Source organism: Solibacillus sp. FSL H8-0523 (assembly GCF_038051985.1).
GTDB lineage: Bacteria > Bacillota > Bacilli > Bacillales_A > Planococcaceae > Solibacillus.
Genome location: NZ_CP150291.1, coordinates 3,328,458 through 3,350,893, shown reverse-complemented (window position 1 = coordinate 3,350,893; position 22,436 = coordinate 3,328,458). Strand labels below are relative to the sequence as shown.

At 38.1% G+C, this 22,436-nt stretch carries 18 protein-coding genes and 1 pseudogene; 13 read left to right on the top strand and 6 right to left on the bottom strand.

What is annotated here, in order from left to right; genetic code table 11:
* Positions 1 to 89: 89 nt before the first annotated feature.
* Both NSQ62_RS16790 and NSQ62_RS16785 read left to right on the top strand, forming a co-directional pair.
* Positions 90 to 281 (top strand): annotated as a pseudogene (locus NSQ62_RS16790) (hypothetical protein); the annotation flags it as partial.
* Between the two features lie 156 nt (positions 282 to 437).
* A complete protein-coding gene (locus tag NSQ62_RS16785; protein WP_341321238.1) occupies positions 438 to 1,058 on the top strand; it encodes a DsbA family oxidoreductase in 621 nt (206 codons plus the stop codon).
* Positions 1,059 to 1,252: 194 nt separating this feature from the next.
* On the opposite strand, the gene NSQ62_RS16780 is transcribed toward NSQ62_RS16785, so the two are convergent.
* On the bottom strand, positions 1,253 to 1,987 hold the full coding sequence (locus tag NSQ62_RS16780; protein WP_341321237.1) for an SDR family oxidoreductase: 735 nt from the start codon (positions 1,985 to 1,987) through the stop codon (positions 1,253 to 1,255).
* Positions 1,988 to 2,213: 226 nt separating this feature from the next.
* On the opposite strand from NSQ62_RS16780, the gene NSQ62_RS16775 reads away from it, so the two are divergent.
* The 5 genes from NSQ62_RS16775 (at position 2,214) to speE (ending at position 8,531) form a co-directional block, all read left to right on the top strand.
* Positions 2,214 to 3,902: a methyl-accepting chemotaxis protein gene (locus tag NSQ62_RS16775; protein WP_341321236.1), complete on the top strand. Its 1,689-nt coding sequence runs from the start codon at positions 2,214 to 2,216 to the stop codon at positions 3,900 to 3,902.
* Positions 3,903 to 4,582: 680 nt separating this feature from the next.
* A complete protein-coding gene (gene metK / locus NSQ62_RS16770) occupies positions 4,583 to 5,752 on the top strand; it encodes a methionine adenosyltransferase (RefSeq protein ID WP_341321235.1) in 1,170 nt (389 codons plus the stop codon).
* On the top strand, positions 5,752 to 7,242 hold the full coding sequence (locus NSQ62_RS16765; protein WP_341321234.1) for an aminotransferase class I/II-fold pyridoxal phosphate-dependent enzyme: 1,491 nt from the start codon (positions 5,752 to 5,754) through the stop codon (positions 7,240 to 7,242). The genes metK and NSQ62_RS16765 overlap by 1 nt, the downstream gene beginning before the upstream one ends.
* Complete coding sequence (speD, locus tag NSQ62_RS16760) at positions 7,243 to 7,677, top strand: adenosylmethionine decarboxylase (RefSeq protein WP_341321233.1); 435 nt, start codon at positions 7,243 to 7,245, stop codon at positions 7,675 to 7,677.
* Positions 7,677 to 8,531 (top strand): polyamine aminopropyltransferase, encoded by an 855-nt coding sequence (speE, locus tag NSQ62_RS16755; RefSeq protein WP_341321232.1) that lies wholly within the window; start codon positions 7,677 to 7,679, stop codon positions 8,529 to 8,531. Before speD ends, speE begins: the two co-directional genes overlap by 1 nt.
* 23 nt (positions 8,532 to 8,554) lie before the next feature.
* On the opposite strand, the gene NSQ62_RS16750 is transcribed toward speE, so the two are convergent.
* Complete coding sequence (locus tag NSQ62_RS16750; RefSeq protein WP_341321231.1) at positions 8,555 to 8,737, bottom strand: hypothetical protein; 183 nt, start codon at positions 8,735 to 8,737, stop codon at positions 8,555 to 8,557.
* A 137-nt stretch (positions 8,738 to 8,874) separates the two neighbouring features.
* Between NSQ62_RS16750 and NSQ62_RS16745 the strand changes: the two genes are divergently transcribed.
* The 4 genes from NSQ62_RS16745 to NSQ62_RS16730 all read left to right on the top strand — a co-directional run bounded on the left by NSQ62_RS16745 (position 8,875) and on the right by NSQ62_RS16730 (position 12,457).
* Entirely contained in the window at positions 8,875 to 9,147 is a 273-nt protein-coding gene (locus tag NSQ62_RS16745; RefSeq protein WP_341321230.1) for a hypothetical protein, read from the top strand.
* A 128-nt stretch (positions 9,148 to 9,275) separates the two neighbouring features.
* Positions 9,276 to 9,752, top strand: a complete 477-nt coding sequence (locus NSQ62_RS16740; RefSeq protein ID WP_341321229.1) for a Fe-S oxidoreductase — start codon at positions 9,276 to 9,278, stop codon at positions 9,750 to 9,752.
* A gap of 272 nt (positions 9,753 to 10,024) precedes the next feature.
* A complete protein-coding gene (locus NSQ62_RS16735; RefSeq protein ID WP_341321228.1) occupies positions 10,025 to 11,353 on the top strand; it encodes a hemolysin family protein in 1,329 nt (442 codons plus the stop codon).
* Positions 11,354 to 11,389: 36 nt separating this feature from the next.
* Positions 11,390 to 12,457, top strand: a complete 1,068-nt coding sequence (locus NSQ62_RS16730; protein WP_341321227.1) for a hemolysin family protein — start codon at positions 11,390 to 11,392, stop codon at positions 12,455 to 12,457.
* Positions 12,458 to 12,583: 126 nt separating this feature from the next.
* Here the strand turns inward: NSQ62_RS16730 and NSQ62_RS16725 are convergent, their stop codons facing one another.
* Positions 12,584 to 13,486: an ADP-ribosylglycohydrolase family protein gene (locus NSQ62_RS16725; protein ID WP_341321226.1), complete on the bottom strand. Its 903-nt coding sequence runs from the start codon at positions 13,484 to 13,486 to the stop codon at positions 12,584 to 12,586.
* 135 nt (positions 13,487 to 13,621) lie between these two features.
* Between NSQ62_RS16725 and NSQ62_RS16720 the strand changes: the two genes are divergently transcribed.
* The gene (locus NSQ62_RS16720) at positions 13,622 to 13,780 is read left to right on the top strand and encodes a hypothetical protein (protein WP_341321225.1); all 159 of its coding nucleotides are present in this window, start codon (positions 13,622 to 13,624) and stop codon (positions 13,778 to 13,780) included.
* A 110-nt stretch (positions 13,781 to 13,890) separates the two neighbouring features.
* Here NSQ62_RS16720 and NSQ62_RS16715 read toward each other — a convergent pair whose 3' ends face one another.
* The 3 genes from NSQ62_RS16715 to NSQ62_RS16705 all read right to left on the bottom strand — a co-directional run bounded on the left by NSQ62_RS16715 (position 13,891) and on the right by NSQ62_RS16705 (position 20,993).
* Positions 13,891 to 14,100: a hypothetical protein gene (locus tag NSQ62_RS16715; RefSeq protein ID WP_341321224.1), complete on the bottom strand. Its 210-nt coding sequence runs from the start codon at positions 14,098 to 14,100 to the stop codon at positions 13,891 to 13,893.
* Between the two features lie 92 nt (positions 14,101 to 14,192).
* Positions 14,193 to 19,292, bottom strand: coding sequence for an ATP-binding protein (locus NSQ62_RS16710; RefSeq protein ID WP_341321223.1), 5,100 nt, complete (start codon positions 19,290 to 19,292; stop codon positions 14,193 to 14,195).
* Between the two features lie 15 nt (positions 19,293 to 19,307).
* Positions 19,308 to 20,993 (bottom strand): HD domain-containing phosphohydrolase, encoded by a 1,686-nt coding sequence (locus tag NSQ62_RS16705; RefSeq protein ID WP_341321222.1) that lies wholly within the window; start codon positions 20,991 to 20,993, stop codon positions 19,308 to 19,310.
* A 262-nt stretch (positions 20,994 to 21,255) separates the two neighbouring features.
* On the opposite strand from NSQ62_RS16705, the gene NSQ62_RS16700 reads away from it, so the two are divergent.
* Positions 21,256 to 22,179, top strand: a complete 924-nt coding sequence (locus NSQ62_RS16700; protein WP_341321221.1) for a bile acid:sodium symporter family protein — start codon at positions 21,256 to 21,258, stop codon at positions 22,177 to 22,179.
* Positions 22,180 to 22,436: the final 257 nt, after the last annotated feature.

The following is a 22,436-nucleotide window of genomic DNA, read 5'->3' as shown; positions in this document are numbered from 1 at the left end:
AGCTGTCAACAAAATTAAAACCTATCGGCGGTGTTGTAACAGCTAGGTCTGATTATGATTGCGGTATACCAGACCCAATGACTAAAATTATCGGTTTAGCGTTAACGTTCGGGGGAATCTTTGATGCCTTTATTGTACGTATGATGATTGTGCCGGCGGTCATGATTTTACTAGGCAAAGCGGCTTGGTATATGCCAAAAAGGTTAGATAAAATCCTACCGAACATTGATATCGAAGGCGAATTGATTTTAAAAGAGTTAGAAAAAGAAACGAAGAAATAATAATAGTAAGTCCTGCTAGTTACGCCCTAGCAGGACTTTTTTCGGCAACAGATTCCGTTAGATGTTGCTTAACCGACGAAAACGGGTATTTGCATATTGTTGTAAAACGTTAAGGTACCTATACTGATGCTAACAAGAACAAAGGGGATGAACGTTATGAAAGTTCAATTATATGCAGATTTTACTTGCCCATTTAGCTATATGGGAAAACGCCGCTTAGATCAAGCAATCGAACAAAGTGGGGAAGCGGTAGAATTTGAATTAAAGGCATTCCAATTAACGCCGGATGCCTCAACTGAAAAATCGACGCCCACTGTGGATTTACTCGCAAAGAAGTTTGGCCGTACACGCGAGGAAACACTAGAAACAACAAAAGGCTTACGTGCTCAAGCGGCGGAAATGGGCTTACAATACAACTACGATACGATGAAAGCACCGAACACTAAAAAAGCACATCAATTGACGAAATGGGCCGCAACATTCGGCAAATCTCAGGAAGCTACTGAAGGTTTCTTCCGCGCGATTTTCACAGAAGGAAAGGATTTAAATCTAGAACAAGACTTACTAAGTGTAGTAGAAGCTATTGGATTAGATACAGATCAAGCAAAACAAGTGCTTGTCAATGGAGAGTATGCAGATGCGGTTGACCAAGACCGTATGGAAGCTGGGCACGAAGGGATTCGTAGTGTGCCTGTGTTTGTTATTGATGATAAATACATGATTACAGGTGTACAGCCAATCGAGCTGTTTTTACAAACATTTGCTAAAGCAAAATAGTTAGAGAATAAGCAAAAAGCTGAGCCAAAAAAGGCACAGCTTTTTGTCTATTTATCTAGCAAACATTCCTAAATACAACGATGAAGTTACTCGATGGTGGGCACGGCGTACTAGATGCCGAAATTGAATATTTACAAAAGCTTTTAAAATAATGAAGAAAGCGAACGCTAAGTAATAGGAGCGTTCGCTTTTTTTCATTCCTCGTATAGCATTTTCTTTGTCATACCACCATCAATTGTTAAATTCGTGCCCGTTACGAAATTGTTGAGCGGATTCGCTAGGTAAAAGCATGCGCGCGCAATATCATCCGGTGTCCCAACTCGATTTGAAAAGTGTTGCTTATGATCGATGTCGCGTAATTCACTGTAGTCGCCGGTTTCAATCCATCCCGGTGAAATGGCATTGACTGTAATGTTGTATGCACTTAGTGAACTGGCAAGTGCATGAGTTAAGCCGATGATGCCAGCCTTTGTCGCAGCATAGCTTTCAGAATGGGGCTCTGACATAAAGGCGCGTGTGGAAGCCATATTAATAATCGCCCCACCTTCCTTCATATAATGGACCGCTTCACGCGCGCATAAAAATACGCTACGTAAATTCGTGTTTACGACATCATCCCATTCGTCCAAAGAGAGTGTTAGTGGTGATTGCCAATTACCTTTACCTGCATTATTAATGATGACATGAAGGCCATTAAATTGAGTTGCTGCAGTATGGATCAACTGTTTGATTTGCTGTTCACTGCGTACATCCGTTTTTACAAAAATGGCGGAGTAGCCCTCCTCAATTAGTTGATTTACTAAAGTCTGTCCGTTTTCTTCGATGTCTGCCACCACAACATTTGCTTTCGCTTTTGCAAAATGTTTAGCAATCGCGCGCCCCATACCTTGTGCCGCGCCGGTAATAATGACTGTTTTTTGCTCGAACAATCGAATCACTCCTTTTTCCTTTTCATTATAGAAGAAAACGGGAATAGAACAACTAGAAAAGATAGAAGAAAGGGGCACACCCGATTTGGATTAATGATTTGTGTCTTTAATTTTTAGACAGTTCGTTATAGAACTAAAAAACTAAAAATGTTCATAAATTTCAACTGAAATACTATTAATCAATGCTACTATTAAAATAAAAATATAGTAAAATGGGGGATTAATTATGAAGGTCGGTTTAAAGTTGAATTTATCGTTTTATACCATCATCGGTTTGATGATTTTGACAACAATCCTTGTTTTTATAAACTTATCGACAGTAGAAAACAAACAATCAGATGCTTTAGATAATCGTGTGGAGCAAATTGGGATTGTCGATGATATTCGTGCAAATTTAGCTTTTCAAGGTGCTTATTCACGTGCATTAATTTTAGAAGATTCACAGGGAAACCGTGATTTACTAACAACGCACGCAGCGGCACTTGATGAAAATATTCATACGTTAGAGGGCATGGTTAGCTCAGAATTAATGAAAGGCTTAATTGCTGAAATTAAAGTACATAATGCTACCTTTAATGAAGGTGTAGAAAAATTACTCGCTTCATTAGATCGTAATGATGATATTATGGTGAGTTTTAACATTGTCAATTCAGATCTTGTTGTAGCTAATGAAGGGATTTTAGAAGCGGCAACTGAGATGGTTAGTTATCAAGAACAACAGCTGGTAAAAATAAAAGAGGAATCAGAAAAGGCGATTAGCTATACAAGAATTGTGTCATTAGTAAGTGTTGTATTAGCAATTGTAGTAGCAATTGTTTTAATTATTTTTATCCGCCGTACAATCATTCATCCACTTAGTCGATTAATGCATGCGGCAGAATTCATTGCGGATGGCGATTTAACACAGCAAGACATTAAAGTGATTTCAAAAGATGAAATCGGCCAACTTGGTATGATTTTCAATAAAATGAAGGATAACTTGCATCAGCTGATTCAATCTGTACAGGGAAATGCCCAGCAGTTAACGGCAGCATCTGAGGAACTATCGGCAAGTACGGAAGAAATTACGGCAACAACAGAAGATGTCACAAAGCAATTAGAGGCAACTTCAGATTCAGCTCAAGCATCGGCATCCGCATCAAGTGAAAGTGCACGTGCGATGGAAGAAACGGCTCAAGGTGTTCAGCGTATCGCAGAATCATCACAAGTTCTGCATAATTCAGCGTTGGATGCTAGTCAAACCGCTTCAAAGGGTGTCGACACAATTGAACAAGCAAAAGTCCAGATGACGACAATTAACGATTCAACGGCAACGGTAAATGAATTAGTGCAAAAACTAGCTCAGCAAACGATTGAAATTGAGCATATGACAAAAGTGATTACCGATATTACCGATCAAACAAATTTACTTGCTCTCAACGCAGCAATCGAAGCAGCACGTGCAGGAGAGCACGGGAAAGGCTTCGCGGTTGTGGCAGATGAAGTCCGTCACTTAGCGGAAAGCTCGAAGCAATCGGCAAACTCAATTGTTGGGTTAACAGTGGAAATCCAGCGTGATACAGCAAACGTTGAACAGGCGGTATCGAGTGCGTTAGGCTCTGTAAAAGAAGGTGTAAAGATTATCGGAAATGCCGGAGAATCATTCCATGAAATCGTTGGTGCTGTAAGTGTCATGACAAATCAAATCCAAGACATTTCAGCAACAGCGGAGCAGCTATCAGCAAGTGCTGAAGAAGTTTCGGCATCGGTCAATGAAATTGCTATTGGGGCAGATGCAGCTTCACAAAGCGTCGATTCCATTGCAGCAGCGATGGAGGAGCAGTCGGCAACGATGCAAGAAGTAAGTGGCATTGCCCTAGCGTTAGTTGATAGCGCGGCAGAATTACAGCAGGAAATTGGAAAGTTTAAAGTATAAGTTTAAAGTATAAGTTTAAAATAGGCCATCATTTCACAGGTGTGAGGTGATGGTCTTTTTAGTGTTTTTTTGACTTGATTCGGTTGCAAATTAAATGTCTATATATTATGAATTTTAGAACTTTAGTGTGTTGAAGCGTATTTTCAGTATTCAATTGTATGGAAAATTCCTGCTTGAAAAGTGTCATTCTTTAAATGGCTTTTTGTTTTCGTAACACAATTAGTACCAAATAATATAGGAGTTTCTTCTATTACTAATGGAAAACCTTTGAATTTATATTTATGAGTAATATTGCATTAAAATACAATCATAAAAAACCTTTATTATTTTGCATATTGAGTAGTATTCTAGCAATAGGGATCCATTTTCTAGCATATCAATCCTAAAAATTTATCAAAAATACTGTTGACTTTAAAATCTTTATAACTTAGTATGAGTCTCAGCATAAAGAATATAGCTCTTATTAATAACCACTGAGACGAGGGGTCGAAGATGTGGTGGCCAAACAATTTTATTCAAGCAGGGTAGAATCCTGTGGGCCGAACCTGAGCACAAAAATTATTTTGTGAACAATAAGAGGAACAGCAGATGATACTTTTCGAAGCTTTCCTTAAAAATTGGGTGAGCTTTTTTTGTGCCTAAATTCAAGTAAATATGATGAATGTTAGGAGAAGTGACAATTGTTAGAAAAAGTATTATTTACATCGGAGTCCGTATCGGAAGGGCATCCAGATAAAATCGCAGACCAAATTTCAGATGCAGTGCTAGATGCAGCGTTAGCACAAGATCCACTATCACGCGTTGCTTGTGAAGTATTTACAACAACGAATACCGTGATTGTTGGTGGAGAGATTACGACAAAAGCCGTAATTGATTTTGAGGCAATCGCCCGTCAAACGTTAACTGATATTGGTTACACAGATGACAAATTTGGCATTGACGGTAACAACTGTAACGTACAAGTACTGGTACACACACAATCTCCAGATATCGCAATGGGTGTAGATGCTTCAAGTGATACGCAAGAGGTTGGTGCCGGTGACCAAGGCATTATGTTTGGCTTTGCGACAAATGAAACGCAAAACTATATGCCACTTGCAATTGAGATGGCACACGCACTTGTGAAGCGTGCAAGCAAATTACGTAAGTCAGGTGAATTTAAGTGGGCTCGTCCCGATATGAAATCACAAGTGACAATTGATTACACATCAGTTACCCCGAAGGTAGATACCGTATTAATGTCAATTCAGCATGATGATGACTTTGAAGAAGAGGCGTTTAAGTCTTACGTAGCTGAGCACATTATTAAACAAACTGCGCGTGAATTTGCGATGAATGATGACTTCCGCATTTTAATTAATCCAACAGGACGCTTCGTTGTAGGCGGACCTCACGGAGATGCTGGTTTAACAGGACGTAAAATCATTGTTGATACGTACGGCGGGGCAGCTCGTCACGGCGGCGGAGCATTTTCAGGTAAAGACTGCACAAAAGTAGATCGTTCTGCAGCATATGCAGCGCGCTATGTGGCAAAGAATATTGTCGCAGCAGGCTTAGCTGATAAATGTGAAATTCAGCTTTCGTATGCCATTGGGGTAAGTGAACCAATTAGTATCGCCGTTGAAACATTCGGTACCGAAAAGGTTTCAACACAGGAAATCATTCGTGCGATTCGTCAAATTTTTGACTTAACACCAAACGGCATTATTAACATGCTCGATTTACGTAAACCGCAATACAAACAAGTTGCTGCGTATGGTCATTTTGGACGTACCGAACTAGATGTCCCTTGGGAAAGAACAGATAAAGTAAGCGACTTAAAACACCAGCTTTTAGTAAAGGTACAATAATGCTAGTTGTAGAGCGTGTAGTGGCGGATGAATTCGTCACTACACAGCAGCGCACACCGCTTTACGACGCACTCGTAAGCTATGCAAAAAAAGACATTACCCCATTTGACGTACCCGGCCATAAGCGCGGAATCGATGATCATCCACTAAACGATACGCTTGGTGAAATGACATTGCGAATGGACGCCAATTCCATGCAGGAGCTCGATTTATTGAGCCATCCTGAAAGTGTTATTAAAGAAGCTCATCGCTTAGCGGCACAGGCCTTTGATGCAGATGAAGCGTATTTTTTAGTGAACGGTACGACAGTTGGAATTTTGGCCATGATTTTAGCAACGTGTAAGCAAAACGACACAATACTCGTTCCACGTAACTGCCATAAATCCGTCATGAACGGTATTTTGCTAAGTGGCGCCAAGCCGGTATTTATTCAGCCCGAAATCGATGAAAAGTTCGGCATTGCACATGGTATTTCTGTCGACAGTGCCAAAAAAGCGCTCGTGGAAAATCCACACGCAAAAGCGATTTTAGTCACCTACCCAACGTATTTTGGGGCGATGAATGGACTTAAGAAAATTTGTGAATTAGCGCATGAACAAAATACAATTGTATTAGTTGATAGTGCACATGGCGCGCATTTAACTGTATTGCCAGAAGCACTTGATGCGATTAAAGCGGGCGCGGATTTGGTTGTACTTAGCATGCATAAAACAGGGGGCTCCCTTACACAAAGCTCGCTTTTGCTGCAAAAGACAACTTTAATTCCTAGTAATCATATGCAAAAAGTTATAAATATGTTGCAAACAACAAGTGCCAGCTATTTATTAATGAGCTCACTCGATGTCGCAAGAAAAGAACTCGCATTATTTGGCCGCGAACGCTTTGAAGCATTGAAGCCAGTTGTCATGCAGGCGATTGAAATACTTGAAATAAATTCACGCTACGAAGTATTAAAGTCAGATTATGTTAACAAAAAGTTCAAGCAAGGGTATGACTGGACAAAGCTAGTCATTCGCGTAAATGACTTAGGGCTAACAGGCTTTGAAGTGTATACATTATTAAAAAAACACTATGGTATCCAAGCTGAACTTGCGGAAGGTTATGTCGTGATGTGTGTCATTAGCTATAAGGACAGTGAACAATCCCTGACGAAGTTAGTCCATGCATTAAAGGATATTGAACAACGTTTTGCCAAACAACAGCCGATCCATTTGCCAAATGTTTTAAATGAGAAAATGAATGAACTTGCCATGACACCACAGCAGGCAAGTCAGCAGTTGCATGAAACGATCAATATATATGAAGCAATTGGCCGAATAAGTGCCGATTCTATTATGATTTATCCGCCAGGCATTCCACTTGTGATTCCGGGTGAGGTTATTTCACCCCGCGTCTTGCAGGTTTATGACTTCTATAGTCGCAATATTGGCAATGTTCTGGTGGAAACACAAGAAAAACATCAAATTTTAGTACTTAAGGGAGATAGATAAATGAGCATTGAATTATCAACATTAGGAAGACACGTATTAATCGAATTTTATGGTTGCCCAGCAGAAATTATTGAGCAAAACAAATTAATTGAGCAATTTATGAACGAGGCAGCGGATTATTCTGGTGCAACAATTGTAGAATCTTGTTTCCACCACTTCAACCCATACGGCGTTTCAGGCGCGGTAATTATTGCGGAATCACATTTAACAATCCATACTTGGCCAGAATACGGCTTTGCTTCAGTAGACGTGTACACATGTGGTGATTCAGTGAGCCCATGGAAGGCAGCCGAATATTTAGAACAGAAATTACAAGCGAAAAAGACAGAATCATTCGAAGTTCCACGTGGCATGGCTGATAAAATCCGCCAATTCGCAGAGCAAGAAATTGAGCAAATTTCTGTAAAACAAGAAGTTGTGGAGGCAGCGATGTAATGAAATGGTATACAGAACAATGGAGTGATGATTGCCGATTTTCACTACGCTACAACGAGCAACTACACAGTGAAGCATCACCATTCCAGCAAATTGATTTTTATAAAGGCGACGATTTCGGTACATTTTTTACACTAGACGGACTGATGATGGTCAATGAAAAAGATGAATTTGTTTATCACGATATGATCACACACCCAGCGTTTGCTACAAATCCGAATATTAAAAATGTATTAATTATTGGTGGTGGCGACGGAGGTACAGCGCGTGAAGTACTACGCTACAAATCAGTTGAAAAAGTAGTTATGGTAGAAATTGACGAATTAGTATTCCGTTTAAGTCAAAAATATTTACCATTAACAGCGGCAGGGGTAGAAGAAGACCCGCGCATGACGATGATTTTTGATGACGGGTTAGCATATGTAAAAAATGCTCAGGACAAGTCATTTGATTTAATTTTAGTGGATTCAACCGATCCGATTTCAGTGGGTGAAGGCTTATTTACAACTGCATTTTATAAGGAATGTTACCGAGTATTAACTGATGACGGAATTTTAATTAACCAGCATGAATCGCCATATTTCGCGGAATATGCGGAAAATATGAGAAAAGCGCATAAGAAAATCAAAAATATTTTCCCAATTGCAAGCGTGTATCAATTCCATATGCCGACCTATCCATCAGGTCATTGGTTATTCGGTTTTGCCTCAAAAACATTTGATCCAATTCAAGATGTGAAGCCTACGGAGTGGAACAATTTCGGCTTAAAAACGAAGTATTATAATACCGACTTACATGTTGGCGCATTTATGCTACCGACATTTGTTAAAGAAAAATTAGCAAACGAAGAGTAAAGAGAAAAACACCGTTCGAGAGTTTAATTCGAACGGTGTTTTCTTAAGGATTCTGCAGAAGTAGCCATTTCTTCCATTGAAGCAAGTACTTCCTCTGAGGCTGTTGCTACTTCTTCGGTTGCCTGTAAATTGCCTTGTGCTTTAATCGTTAACTGTTCTGCTGAATGACTTATCGTAAAATTATATTTTTGTTTCTGTAAATACAATCGCACCGCTCATCATCGGATTTGAACGTGGTTTTTCGAAAGAAGTTTACTTCGACACATTAAAACTATTACCTATTATGTGGGTAATTGTAGTATTATTAGTCCGCCTTGTTGCTGACCCACTTGTGGGGAAAATTATGCCGAAGTTTGTTGGTCAAACGGACGGCTTTAATGCACGCGTTCTATTAAATACCGTATTAAATGTAACGATATTATCAATCTGTTTATCAATTATCGGAAGCTGGGTTGGTGAAGGGAAAATTTCTCTTAAGCCGATTCAAAACCTCTTCTATATCTGGCCGCGTAACTTTGCGATTGCCTTTTGGATTGAGCTATTAATCGCACAACCAATTGCACGCTTTGCTATGAAAAAATTGCATCAAAGCCAGCGCGCAAAAGCGAACGCATAATTAAGGGCATTTATGAACGAAATTGTTCATAAGTGCTTTTTTCTTTAATATAAATGCAGAAATTTGATAATACCGCTGAATTTTACTAAAATCACAAAGAAGAGTATATATAGAAGGGAATTAGCTCCATGAAAAAATACGTATTATTAATCATGACACTGCTAGTATTAGCAGCATGTAGTAGCAAGGAAGAAAAAGGGCCAATGTTTAGTGAAAAACAGGCGGTACCCTTTGAAATTGTGAAATATGAAGAAAAAATTGCGCCAATTTATGAGTCACTCGTACCACATATTGCTTATGCAAACACAGAAGGTCAGCTAGAAGAGTTAAAAGCACGTTTCCAAGTGGATGGCTTTGACATTGATCTAGAAAAGTACATGGCAGCCTTTGTTGTTACCTATTCGGATAGCTGTGGAATCGCAGTGGATGGTGTATATGATTACAAAAATTATTTAGCAGTTCAATTATTTGATATCGGTGGGGACAAATGTGATGAAGAAGGCGTACCACATACATTTGTATTACAAGTCGATAAAAAAGAGTACGAAAAAGTACAATTATATAACGGAAATATTATTAAATCGTCAACAGAAGTAGAAAAATAATCAAAAAAACAGGTAGGCCATAAAATCGCGGCTACCTGTTTTTTTGCATTTGCTACATGAAACGTTTATACTCAATGAAACTGTAACGTTACGGTTTTAAGGTTTTTTAAAATAAGTGAAACCTTTTCGTGAAGTATCACGTATTACTTTTAAGAGCTTATGAAGTACATACATATTTTCAATCTGAGAGAATGAATCGCAAAAAGAAGGGTAAATATGTAGCAGCAAACAAAATTATTTGGAGGTGAATCCCTCTTCATTGAGGGAAGTAATTGGACATAAACACCATTATAAACATCGTTTTATTAATCATCTTTTTAGGGTTAACTGGATTTTTCGTGGCAGCAGAGTTTGCGGTCGTAAAAATTCGTAAATCACGCATTGACCACTTGGCCGCAGAAGGCAATACCAAAGCGATTATCGCAAAAAAAGTTGTTAGTGATTTAGATTATTATTTATCAGCCTGTCAGTTAGGTATCACCGTTACAGCCATTGGTTTAGGAGCATTTACTAAGCCTTATGTAAAGCAGTTACTATTACCGGTATTCGACTATTTCAACGTGTCAGACGTTGTAGCATCTGCAGCTTCTTATGTGATCGCTTTAGCGATTGTCAGCTACTTGCACGTCGTCATTGGGGAAATGGCTCCGAAAACATTAGCGATTCAGTTTTCAGAAAAAGTGACGCTATTATTAGCACCACCACTTTACTATTTTGGTAAAGTCATGTATCCATTTATTCAAGCATTAAATGGAACATCTCGCATCTTATTAAGAGCAGTTGGTGTAAAATCAGCAGGTGAAGATCAAGCGTATTCAGAAGAAGAATTAAAAATTATTATGGTGCAAAGCTTCCAAGGTGGGCAAATTGACCAGCAAGAGCTTGGCTATTTAGAAAATGTATTCGCTTTTGATGAGCGCAGAGCAAAAGACATTATGGTGCCACGTACAGATTTAGTGACACTGGATAAAAATATGAGCCCTGAGGGGATTATTGCCATCTTAGATGAATCGAATTACACGCGCTACCCAATTATTGAAAATAATGATAAAGACCATATTATCGGCTATGTAAATGCTAATAAATTATTGAGCTATATCGTATCAAAACGTGATTTCCAGTTAGAGCAATTCGTACGCAACATTCCTTACGTTTTAGAAGCCACGCCAATTCAAGATGCACTGCTAAAAATGCAACAAGCAAAAGTGCACATGACGGTTGTATTAGACGAATTCGGTGGTACAGCGGGCATCTTGACGATGGAAGATATCTTAGAAGAAATCGTTGGTGAAATTCGTGACGAATTCGATGAAGACGAAGTGGATGAAATACGAAAAACAGGAGAAAACGAATATACTATTAATGCACGTGTACCGTTAGTCGAATTAACGGATCGTTTCGGCATTGAGTTTGAAGATAGTGAAGACATCGACACAATCGGTGGTTGGATGCAGCATATGAATATCGAAGCAATGAAAAACGGGGACGATTTAAAAATAGGCGATACCATCAAATCCGCAGATCATGCTTGGATTGTAAAAGATATGGATCATTTGCATATTAAAGAAGTCTTACTAAAACAATATGAATTCGAACAATAAATTCCGGAGGTGAATCCCTCAAGATGGGGGAGCTAATTGGACAGTATAATCATTATTAATTTATTATTAATCGCGCTTTTCATTGCACTTACTGCGTTTTTCGTAGGTGCAGAGTTTTCGATTTTAAAGGTGCGTACGTCACGTATCGATCAGTTGATTTCAGAAGGTAATAAAAAAGCTATTACTGCAAAAAAAGTAACAGAAAATCTAGATTACTATTTATCTGCATGTCAGCTAGGTATTACCATCACGGCCTTAATTTTAGGTGCGCTAGGTGAGCCTACTGTTGAAAAAATGCTACAGCCAGTATTTGAATATTTTAACGTACCAGCAGCGATGGCAACTGCATTGTCATACGTTATCGCATTATCAATCGTAACGTTCTTACACGTTGTACTTGGCGAATTAATGCCAAAAACATTAGCGATTCAGTATGCTGAAAAAATGACTCTGATACTCGCACCAATCCTTTATTGGTTCGGTAAAGTAACAGCACCATTTATCTCGGTATTAAACGGTTCAGCACGCTTGTTATTAAAAGGCTTTGGTGTGAAGCCAGCCGGACATGACACGGTGTATTCAGAGGAAGAATTAAAAATGATTGTTACGCAAAGTTATGAGGGCGGCGAAATTAACCAAACGGAGCTTGCGTATTTAGAAAACATTTTCGAATTCGACACACGCGAATTACGTGAAGTGATGATTCCGCGCAATGACATGATTACGCTCGAAAAATCATTTACGCTTGAACAAACATTAGCGGTCATCGATGAATACGAATATACACGTTACCCGGTAATGGATAGCAGTAAAAGCACGGCCGTAATTGTTGGCTTTATTAACACAAAAGAAATGCTGACAGATATTGCAGCAGGTCGTATGAGTACAATGGATACATTTATTCGTGAAATCCCACGCTACAAAGAGTCAGCTGCCATTAAAGGTGTATTTAAAAAAATGCAGCTAACGCGTAACCATATGGCGCTTGTAACAGACGAAAAAGGGAAAACGATAGGGCTTGTGACAATGGAAGATATTTTAACAGAAATCGTTGGCGAAATTGAAGATGAAGACAAAGACAGCGATTTAATGGCCACAACATAAAAGCAGTGCTCCCGTAAAAAGGGGCACTGCTTATTTTTATTTATTTAATTTGAATTGAATGCTAGTATCAAATTGTGTTTTTTCAAACGTTGCACACGCAATAATGTATCCATTTCATATAGTTTATTAAAAAATAACTTTTACGAAACGATTTAGCAGTGTGTCAATTTCCTCACGTTTTGGAATGAGCCCCATCCAGTCTTGTGGAATATCGAGTTCCTCGTAGTAAATCCCAGCTAGGCCACCTGCAATTGCCGCAACGGTATCGGTATCACTACCTAAATGAACTGCATTATAAATCGTCTCAAAATAACTTGAACTATGTAGCAAGCTCCAATATACAGCCTCCAACGTGTGAATGACATAGCCATTACTATTAATGTCATCACGTGTTAGGCGCGTAATGTTATAAATGCGCTCAAAATGCGGACGCTCTTCAGGATAATCTCTTAACAAGGGATCTAGTAACTGATTTGCTGCTTGTAGACTCGCTTCAATCGACAAGCCGTCCATCAAACTGTGCACAACATATGTATAGTGCATACAACAAAGTGTTGAGCGGATATGGCCGTGTGTTAAGGTTGCGTAATCTTTCACATAGCGTTCTTCAATCGAGCGTTTGTAGCTATAAAAGGCAATCGGTAAAATGCGCATTAACGCGCCATTCCCATTACTTTTTTCATCGCTTTTTGCCTGTTCAAAAATCCCGTTTTGTTCCCAGCGGTTAAGCACTTCAGCAATTGTTAAGCCAACATCAAATGAAGGCTCGTCATTATAAGTCCAGTAGCCACGAAACGCCCAGTTACAAAATTCACGCTTTAAATCAGCAAGTGATGTGTCGTTAATTAAATGCTCGATTGTAATGAGCGTCATCGCACTATCATCAGACCATGTTCCAGCCGGTACATCCCAGCAACCATAGCCAATCATATCGCGTACGTTAAATGTATCTCGATCCATAAATTCCATTGGCACGCCATAAGCATCGCCAATGATAAAGCCCCATAAAGCGCGTTTTCGTTTATTCATTGTCTTCACCTCAAATCACAATACATTTTTCTATCTCTTAGTGTACCAAATGCTGATTTTACATTCGATGCTTTTTGCATATTATTCGCAAAAACCTGCTATGAAATTTATAATGAATTTAGGAGTGTGAGGCAGGTGCAGTGTGGGGCAAAGTGTTTTTTAGTAGAAATCGAGTTAAATGGGGACAAAAAAATAGTCCCAGTAAAAGCGAGAACGTCTGTATTAGCACGCAAAACGGTACGTGTTCAATATGAGGACGCAGTTAAAATTGTGTCGGTGAAAGAAGATAAATGATAGTGAAATGTGTCTTGGAAGAAATGTTCTTCGCGCGTGTTCTACGTAAATGTGTGACTGGCCAGACATTAAAAAAACAAGCTGCTATGCCTACGCGTAGCAGCTTGTTTTTATTGTTGCATTTTTCGAATTTTATCGGCCTTAATTTGTTTGATTAAATGAACGATCAGCATAATGATTCCAACGGTACAAATAATAATACTTGCGACAAATAAAGTTAGCCAAGCGCCAAGACCCCAATCACTCGTAAAGAATATTGACACGACTAATAAAACAATGCCGACTAATAATGATACATAACCACTTTTATAAAGTGACATACAAACGCCTCCTATAATGCTATATCATAAAAATAACATATACGATGCCACATGTCCTATTGATAGCTTTAGAAGCCGAAATGTGTGCCTATTTATGTAGATTGAATCGGCAATGTAAAGTAAAAGCGTGAGCCGGTCTCCTTGCTATCGACATAAATTTTCCCTTGATGCTGTGTAATAATTTCTTTACAAATGGCTAGACCAATCCCGTGTGAATTCAACACATGCGAATTCGATGCGCGGAAGTAGCTATCAAAAACAAATGGTAATTCATGTTCAGGAATCCCGATCCCACTGTCCTCCACAATGCAAATAAGTTCCCCATCCTCAACATACATTTTCAGAGAAATGCGGCCCTTTTCTGTGTACTTAATGGCATTCGAAATAAAATTGGAAATGACCTGTTCCATACGTAGTAAATCAACTAGGACATATTGATTTGGTTGCAAGTTTCCTGATGTCGAATAGCTGAGATTTGCACCGAGTACATTAGCTTCAAATCGGTACGCAAATTCTTCGAAAAAATCTTGGACAGATACTTTAGTGAATGAAAAATCCATACGACCAGCCTCAAGTTTCGCTAATTCAAATAAATCTTGTATAAGTCGATTCAGTGCAAGTAAACGCTCACGGCTCCGCTGTAAATAATAGGTCTGTTGCTCAGGATTTTGTACAACACCATCTAAAATTGATTCAATATAACCTAAAGTAGATGTTAAAGGGGAGCGCAATTCATGAGAGATGCTTTGCAGTAGTTTTTTACGTTCCTGCTCATTAATTGCCAGTCGTTCATTAGCATCCTTTAACGATACATTCATTTGATCAAGTGAGGTTGTCCGCTCCTTTACGCGGTTTTCGAGCTCATTGTAAATTTCAGTGTTTTCTAATGTTACCGCCATTTGCGTCGAAATAATGCGCAGTAACTCAAGCTGTACATTACTAAAGGCATTTAATAATAGCTGATTTTCTAAATATAAAAATGCCTGAATTTTGCCCTTATACTTAATCGGCATACAAAGAATCGATTTTGCAGGACGCTTGATATGTGTAAACGCAAGGTCCTTTTCTAAATTACCAATCACAAGCGGTTCATCGAGTTGAACAACATAGTCGAGCAAAATTTTCATCGAAGGCTCCGTTAATTCCGAACGTACTGAAAATGAGAGCGATTGATCAGAATTAGCTGCACTGGCTAACACATAAAACGTTGGCTGCACGTAACGAATAAAATAGGCAGACGTTGCATTCGCTTGCTTTAAAATCGACTGTAACATTTGCTGTAGCATCTGCTCCGTATCGAACTCTTCATTCGCTAAAAGGTGGGTCGCATCGAATAAATTAATCATGTCATACGATAATAGTGGCTGTGATTTGATGTTGCGTGTTGTAATGTAGTCCGAATAGTCCTGCTCCCAGTTGTTTGCAATGACCACCGCACCCCATTCATGCAGTTTTTCAATCCCTTGTGTAATATGGTAGGTCGCTTTTGTCTCATCAAGCTGTTTCACATACAACTTTGCGAGCCGTTCGTGAAGGACAGCCTCATCATGTGGAAACTGATAAATTTTAGCGAGTTGGATCGCTTCAATGTATGCGCGCGTTGCCTTTTTCCATTGCCTTTTATGGGCATATTGCTCAGCTAAAAGCGCTGTGTAGTAATGCTCGTACTGATGCGGGGCGTGTTTAGCCCAGTGCTTAAAATGTCGTAAGCTAGCGCGAATATTTTTTGCTAATTCTTTTCTAGAAAAATGATGCTGCATGTCCTCGTTTAAGAAATCAAAATAACAAAGCGTGCGGAAGAAATGATAAATGGGTGTTGTCGGTAACGAAAAGACCTCTTCAGATTGTTTCGCTAAATCTTGAAGCAATCGTTTTATTTGTATTTCATTTTTAAACAAATAAGCCATACGAAGTCGAAGGGTATAATGCATCATTAGCACAGCTTCTTCATTTTTTAACGTAATATGTGAATCCCAAATAAGATCCGTACCAGGTGATGTAAGCACGCGAACCCAGTGTTTAAACTCTTCTAAAAAATCAATTGCTAAAACACTTGTATATTTTCCGTAAAGTTTTTGCTGCAAGTTGAGTTCATCGGAAATTATTTGTAAAGAACGCCCATCAAGCAATTTGGCATTACTTAAAAAACAAGAAGTGGCAGTAACCGTGTAATAGAGACCGAGTTGCTCCATATTTTGTTGGAGGTTCCTCATATAGCGGATACTCCGATCAAAATCATTTTCCCAATGATTAAGGAAAATACTATAAATAAAATAGACACGGGACTTAATATAAGCATCTTCGGTTTCTTCGGCCATCCATACGGCCAATTTGCCGAAGCGTAATGCTTCTTTAACATCGTTAGGTCCAGAAATGAGTAGTAAGGCATAATTTATAAAGACAATGGCGCTTTCGGTAGGCGCACCGTATTGTAATTGCAATCGCATTAAGCGTAGTAGAATCATGCCTGTTAAGTTTTGACTCATACGGAACGAATTACTGACGATGTTAATCATAATTTGAATGACAACATCAATTTCTTCATTTTCAATGGGCTTCAAATTCATTAGCTGTTCGTTTGTTTTATTGCGTAGCGCGATTTTAACAAAGATAAATTCTTTTGCCACTTCCCAAGTTTTTGGCTCAATTTTAATGTTTAGATTACATAATTCCATAGCTTGTAAGCCTGCGTTCAACACGAGTTCGGTGTTTTCCTCTTCAATGAAAATGAGTGACATTAAACGGTAAATTTTTAGTTTTTCAAGTTTCGATTGTGCATGAGATAATGCTTCAAAAATATAAATTTTAGATTGTTCATAATTACCTACTAAATATTCGCATTCCCCGATTGCCATATAGATTTGAATCGTATCTTCCCGCATCGAGTACCACTTTTCATCTGGTAAGAAGCGTAAACTTTGATTGAAATATTGACGCGCATTACTATAAAGACCCGCGTTTTTAGCTTTCAGACCGAGCTCGTAATTCCAAAGGGCTAATTGTTGATGCTCTGTAGGAGAAAGTAATTCCATACAATGATTGAGTTGACGAACAAGCGCTTGTAATTGGTTTTCAAGGATATCTTCCTGTTGTAATAACTGGCTAATAGAAAAATGTGTTTGTAGCCGTACCTCATGAGGCAGCATTTCATAGGCAGATTGCTGAATGCGGTCATGAACAAATTGAAACTTCATTGATTGTAAGTGTTGGCTATTTTCAATTATCGATTCGTGTGTAAAATCTAAAAATGTATCAAGTGGCTGAATAAAGCCATTGGAAATCAATTCTTCTAAGTTCGAAAGGATTTCGTAGTAAGGTGCATTTTGTAGTTTTGTTAAAAGATAAAAGTCAAAATGATGGCCAAAGCAAGACGCGATTTGCAATAAAGATAATGACGAATCAGAAAGCATATTCATACGACTTTCTATAAAACTAAAAAGATTTGTATTACCTATACTTTGTTGTAATTTTTGGGTATCTAAATCCCAACGTCCTTCCTCTAATTGATAGAAGACCGTGTTGTTCTTAATAAAAATCCGAAATACTTCATGTACGAAAAGAGGATTTCCTTGCGTCATTTGAAAAATACGTTGTGCGACAATATGTGCGGTTTCACATTGAGACTTTAACACATCACTAACGAGTGAAAAAATGTGTGCTTGTGAAAGTAAACGAACTTGAATCGTACTAAATGCAGGTAATTCTTTTTGCCATAGAAGTAGTATTTCGTTTGTCTGTTCGACTTCCTCGCGACTAGCAATGATTAATAATAAATAACCGCCTTCATATTGATTGTAGATTTGTTGCAACATTTGAATCGCTTCGGTTTGGGCCCATTGCAAATCATCAATAAAGATGACGACCGTCTTCTTTTGTAAAGTAATAATTTGCAGCACCTTTTCAATTGATGAGAAAATAAACGCGTTTACTTGAAGCGTATACTGCTTACTTTCGTGAACAATCCGAAAATCTTCGTTCATAAACCATTCAAGCTCAGGTATGAGTTGGATTAAACTATCTGTAAGGATTAGTTCCATAGTACGCATATTTTTTTGAATGCTTTTGATAGATTGTTCACCTTCTAAATAAATTAGCTGCAGTAATTTTCTCAGGGGTTCAACGATTGGTTGAAATGAATGCTGTTCTTGTAATTGGTCGAACTTACTTTCTAAAAAGTAGCCTTGGTTTTGAATAACTTGTGTATTGATTGATTTTGCAAGGGCAGACTTCCCGCTTCCAGAGATCCCCTTTATAAAAACGATTTCTTTGCTACCTAACTTCACTTTTTCATAAATACGCTGTAAAAAAATTTGTTCGGTATCACGGCCGTAAAGCTTGGTTGAAATCATCGGCTGAAGGGGGATATCCTGCTCTCCAAGATGAAACTGTGTGTTAAATTCGTGTTCCACAAGTAAATTCATTGTTTTTAATAAATCATGTCGTAATCCAAACGCGGTTTGATAGCGCTCTTCTTTATCCTTGCTTAGTAATTTTAAGATGATTTCACGAAGTATTTCGAGTTGACAGTGCGCTTCAAGTAAGGCTTTGTTAGGTTCTTTTGTCAGCACAAAGTATAAATAATCCACGACATTATCTGCATGGAACAATTTAGTGTTTGTAACAAGCTCGAATAAAATAGCGCCAATAGCATAGAGGTCGGTTCGTTCATCCGCTTCTGTAGCGACGCGACCTGTTTGCTCAGGTGCTAAATAAGCTATATCTTGTAAATTTTTATCAGTTATTTGCGGCTGTATTTTTAGAAGACTACGTTTCATTGTTGTCGGTGCTAGCAATTTTATTTTATGTGACTGAGGATGGATGAAAATATAGCTTGGTGAAAAATGCTCTATTGTATCGCCTTGTTGATGAATGCTAATGCTGGCATTCGTTAATTCTAGGGCGATTTGAATAATTTCGTGTAATGACAGGTGATTACTAGTTTGATATTGTTGCAACGTTTGTCCAGAAAAGTCTTCATATACAAAGGCATATTGTTGTTGAAAGCTTGTCATGCTTAGCGGTTCAAATAGCCAAGGATTATTTTTTGTTTTTAATTGAATTTGTTGAAGTAGCTCCAGTGCTTGCTGTTCAGAAACGACATAATCCATCGGTTGAAGAAGCATTGTTCGCTCAAAACGTTCTACATATTTCCGTGTTAGTAAAGAGGGTAAATGAAGATTTTCTGTAATCATATGCAACAGCTCTCCTTATTGAATAAAAAGTAAGTGCTCGGTTTTATTAAAGCGTTGTAAGTCATCTATTAATTGTTGATGTTCAATTGAAGTAGATACATAGTGAGACATGAAAGATTCAAGCTGAAATTCGGTTAGATGATAATACTGAATATCTAACGTTGGCATATTAATGAACTGCTCACTAACTAAAATTAAGCTATCTACGCTACAGAGTTTTACCAGTTTTTCAATGGCTTCTTTTGATTGATTTGCTGGTGAAATGAAAGAGTAAATATTTTGACTGTGTAATAAGCCTTCGAAAAGCTTAATGACAGCAGGCTTTTTGATATCCCCAAGTAGGAGGATGAATTTCTTTTTGGCATGATCACTTTTTCGGAATAACTTTAATGTATCTTCAAGTAAGGAGACAAGGGTAGATTTCACTTCTTTAAAGCGCTTTTCAGGCACCATCTCATAGTTTTCAATGACACGAAATACATGAAAGACAGGTAAATAAATATGTGAAAACCATTCATTTTGCGGATAATGTTGCTTTAATTTTTCGTAGTAACGACGCATTTGCAAGACATCATTGTTCAGTAAGAAATCCGAGAATTTACTAAATAAATCTTGCGGTGAATCTACATGGAATGTAATGAGCTTATGAATCGACAGGCTAAAGTCCATTGGCATATGTAGCACGTTACCAGTATTGAAAATCTTGACTGTTGGCAGTAGCGGGTACAGGGTATTGACTTGTTGAATAATGGCCTGACTTCCGTCTGATAATAGGACAATCGCGTTTTCAGGATAAATCCCAACAAAATCAATGAAGCGGTACAGTAACCCTGCGTTAAACTGGCTAACTTTTTTAAATAGTTTTTCAAGGGCAATGACTGCACAATCACCAGGGTGATAGGGGCGATCCATTGTTAAAGCTGAATAGACATCGACCAGTTGTAAAATTTGTAATTCAATTGAAAGCTCACTTGCTTCTAAGCCTTCTGGATAGCCAGAACCATCGACACGCTCGTGATGTGATTTTGCAAAATGCGCGATATGAGCCAAGCCATGTTGATGTAGGATTTCATAGCCTTGCATAGCGTGATACTGTATGACAGCGTATTCATTTTTGGTTAATTTTTGTACCTTTTTAAGTAATTCGCTCGCAGTGTAGAGTTTACCTATGTCGTGAAACAAGAAACCTAAGCCAACTTCTTCAATAGTAAGTATGCCTTCTGAGATTGCAAAAAGTGTACCCAGTGTAAAAACATCAATTGAATGCAAATATGTAGCTTCGTCATGATTTTTTAAATTCGATAAAAGTTTATAGACGGTTGGATTTTCTAAATAAGATGTAAATAACCCCGCTAATAATTGAATATCCTCTGCATTATTTAGCAATTTACCATAACGTGTTTCTGAGCTTAACTGGCCTAATGCCCGTAAGTAATCGTGGCGAATATCCGTAGAGATTGGATTTGTTGCTTCCTTCGTAAAGGATTTCAACGAATCACCCATATTCGTTGCTGTTCTTTCGATTAGTACTTGTTGGACATTCCGATTTCGTAGCAAACTAATGATACGTTCTGTTAAAACATGCCCTTTAGCGAGTAAGCGGCGGTTTTCAACGTATACGTCCTCATAAACGATTTGTCCGGGTTTTAAATCGCGAGTAAAGCAAGTTTTGTACGTATTTGTTGCAAGGTTTTGTTGCATTTTAACACACTCCCTAATAAATTCCTATTGTGTGCTAATTTACCTCTGGAAGGTTAAAACTAAGTTAAAAAACCCAGATTGATTTTACTTTTCTAAATTTTTTTAGTGCGATTGTTTTGTCTGTGCTACTTTGAACCTGGGTCTATTTCATAGCCTCTTGATAGTGAAATAGGAGGAAATTGTTGAGTAGACCGCATCTTGGTAAACAAAATCTATGCTAAAATGCCATATGGAAACAAACTTGAGAAACGAGGCAATCGTCATGGTTCAACAACTTAATCAATTTATGCAGCGGTATATGCCGATTCTAACGCCAGTAAGTTTAGTGATCGGCGTACTAATGGAGCAAATAGGGAGTCATTTGTTATTTTTAGTACCGATTTTATTTGCACTTATGACGTTTATCAGCAGTTTAAGCTTAAAATTTAGGGACATTAAAGTGTTTAAAACTTATCCGAGAACCATTTTATTTGTCATCGCATTTTTACATATTTTAATGCCGCTTTGGGCGTACACATTAGCGGAAATTATTTTTGATGATCATTTATTAACAATCGGCTTTTTACTTTCGGTAGCTGTACCTACAGGTGTTACGAGTGTTATTTGGGTAACAATTAGTAAAGGGAATCTTCCATTATGTTTAGCCATTATTTTAATTGATACGCTCCTGGCACCCATTTTAATGCCGTTACTTTTACATGTTGTTGTCGGAGAAATGATTCAACTTGATACGGTTTCACTTATTTTTGATTTAATTTGGATGATTGTATTACCGTCGATTCTAGGGATGATTGTGGGGGAATGGACGAAGGGAACGTTACAACAACGCTTTAGTCAGCCATTTGCATTGCTATCGAAATGCTCTCTATTTGGCATTATCATGATAAATAGTAGCGCGATTGCACCGTATGTGAAAAATATCAATGCCGAACTCGCATTTGTGATTGGGGTAGTACTTCTTGTAGCAGCATCAGGCTATGTACTAGCGTTAGTGCTTGGGAAGCTATTTTTAAAAACCAAGGCCGATCAAGCGACATTTATTTTTAACGGAGGGATGCGCAATATTGCTGTTGGGGTTGTCATCGCAACAACATACTTCCCTTCAAAAGTAGCTATGCCGGTTGTCTTTGGAATGCTATTTCAACAAGTATTAGCTTCTATTTTTTACAAAATAACACGAACGTAAAGTTTTTATTATTAACAATTGTATGTGTATTATGGAATTTTGGGTGGGTGAAAATTAATTTCGTTCGGGTTCTGTTTGGTTTTAGTACCAAAAACACTTGTATAGCAATCTTTAAAGTGATTTTAACTAATTTATCAAATGTACTCCTGGAAAATACAGTTGTGTTATTTAGAAATACAAGTTATTATTGTTGTATAGCAAATTAACGAAAAATGAAGTGTTATTATATGAGGCTTCAAATCGATGTGAAATTTGTT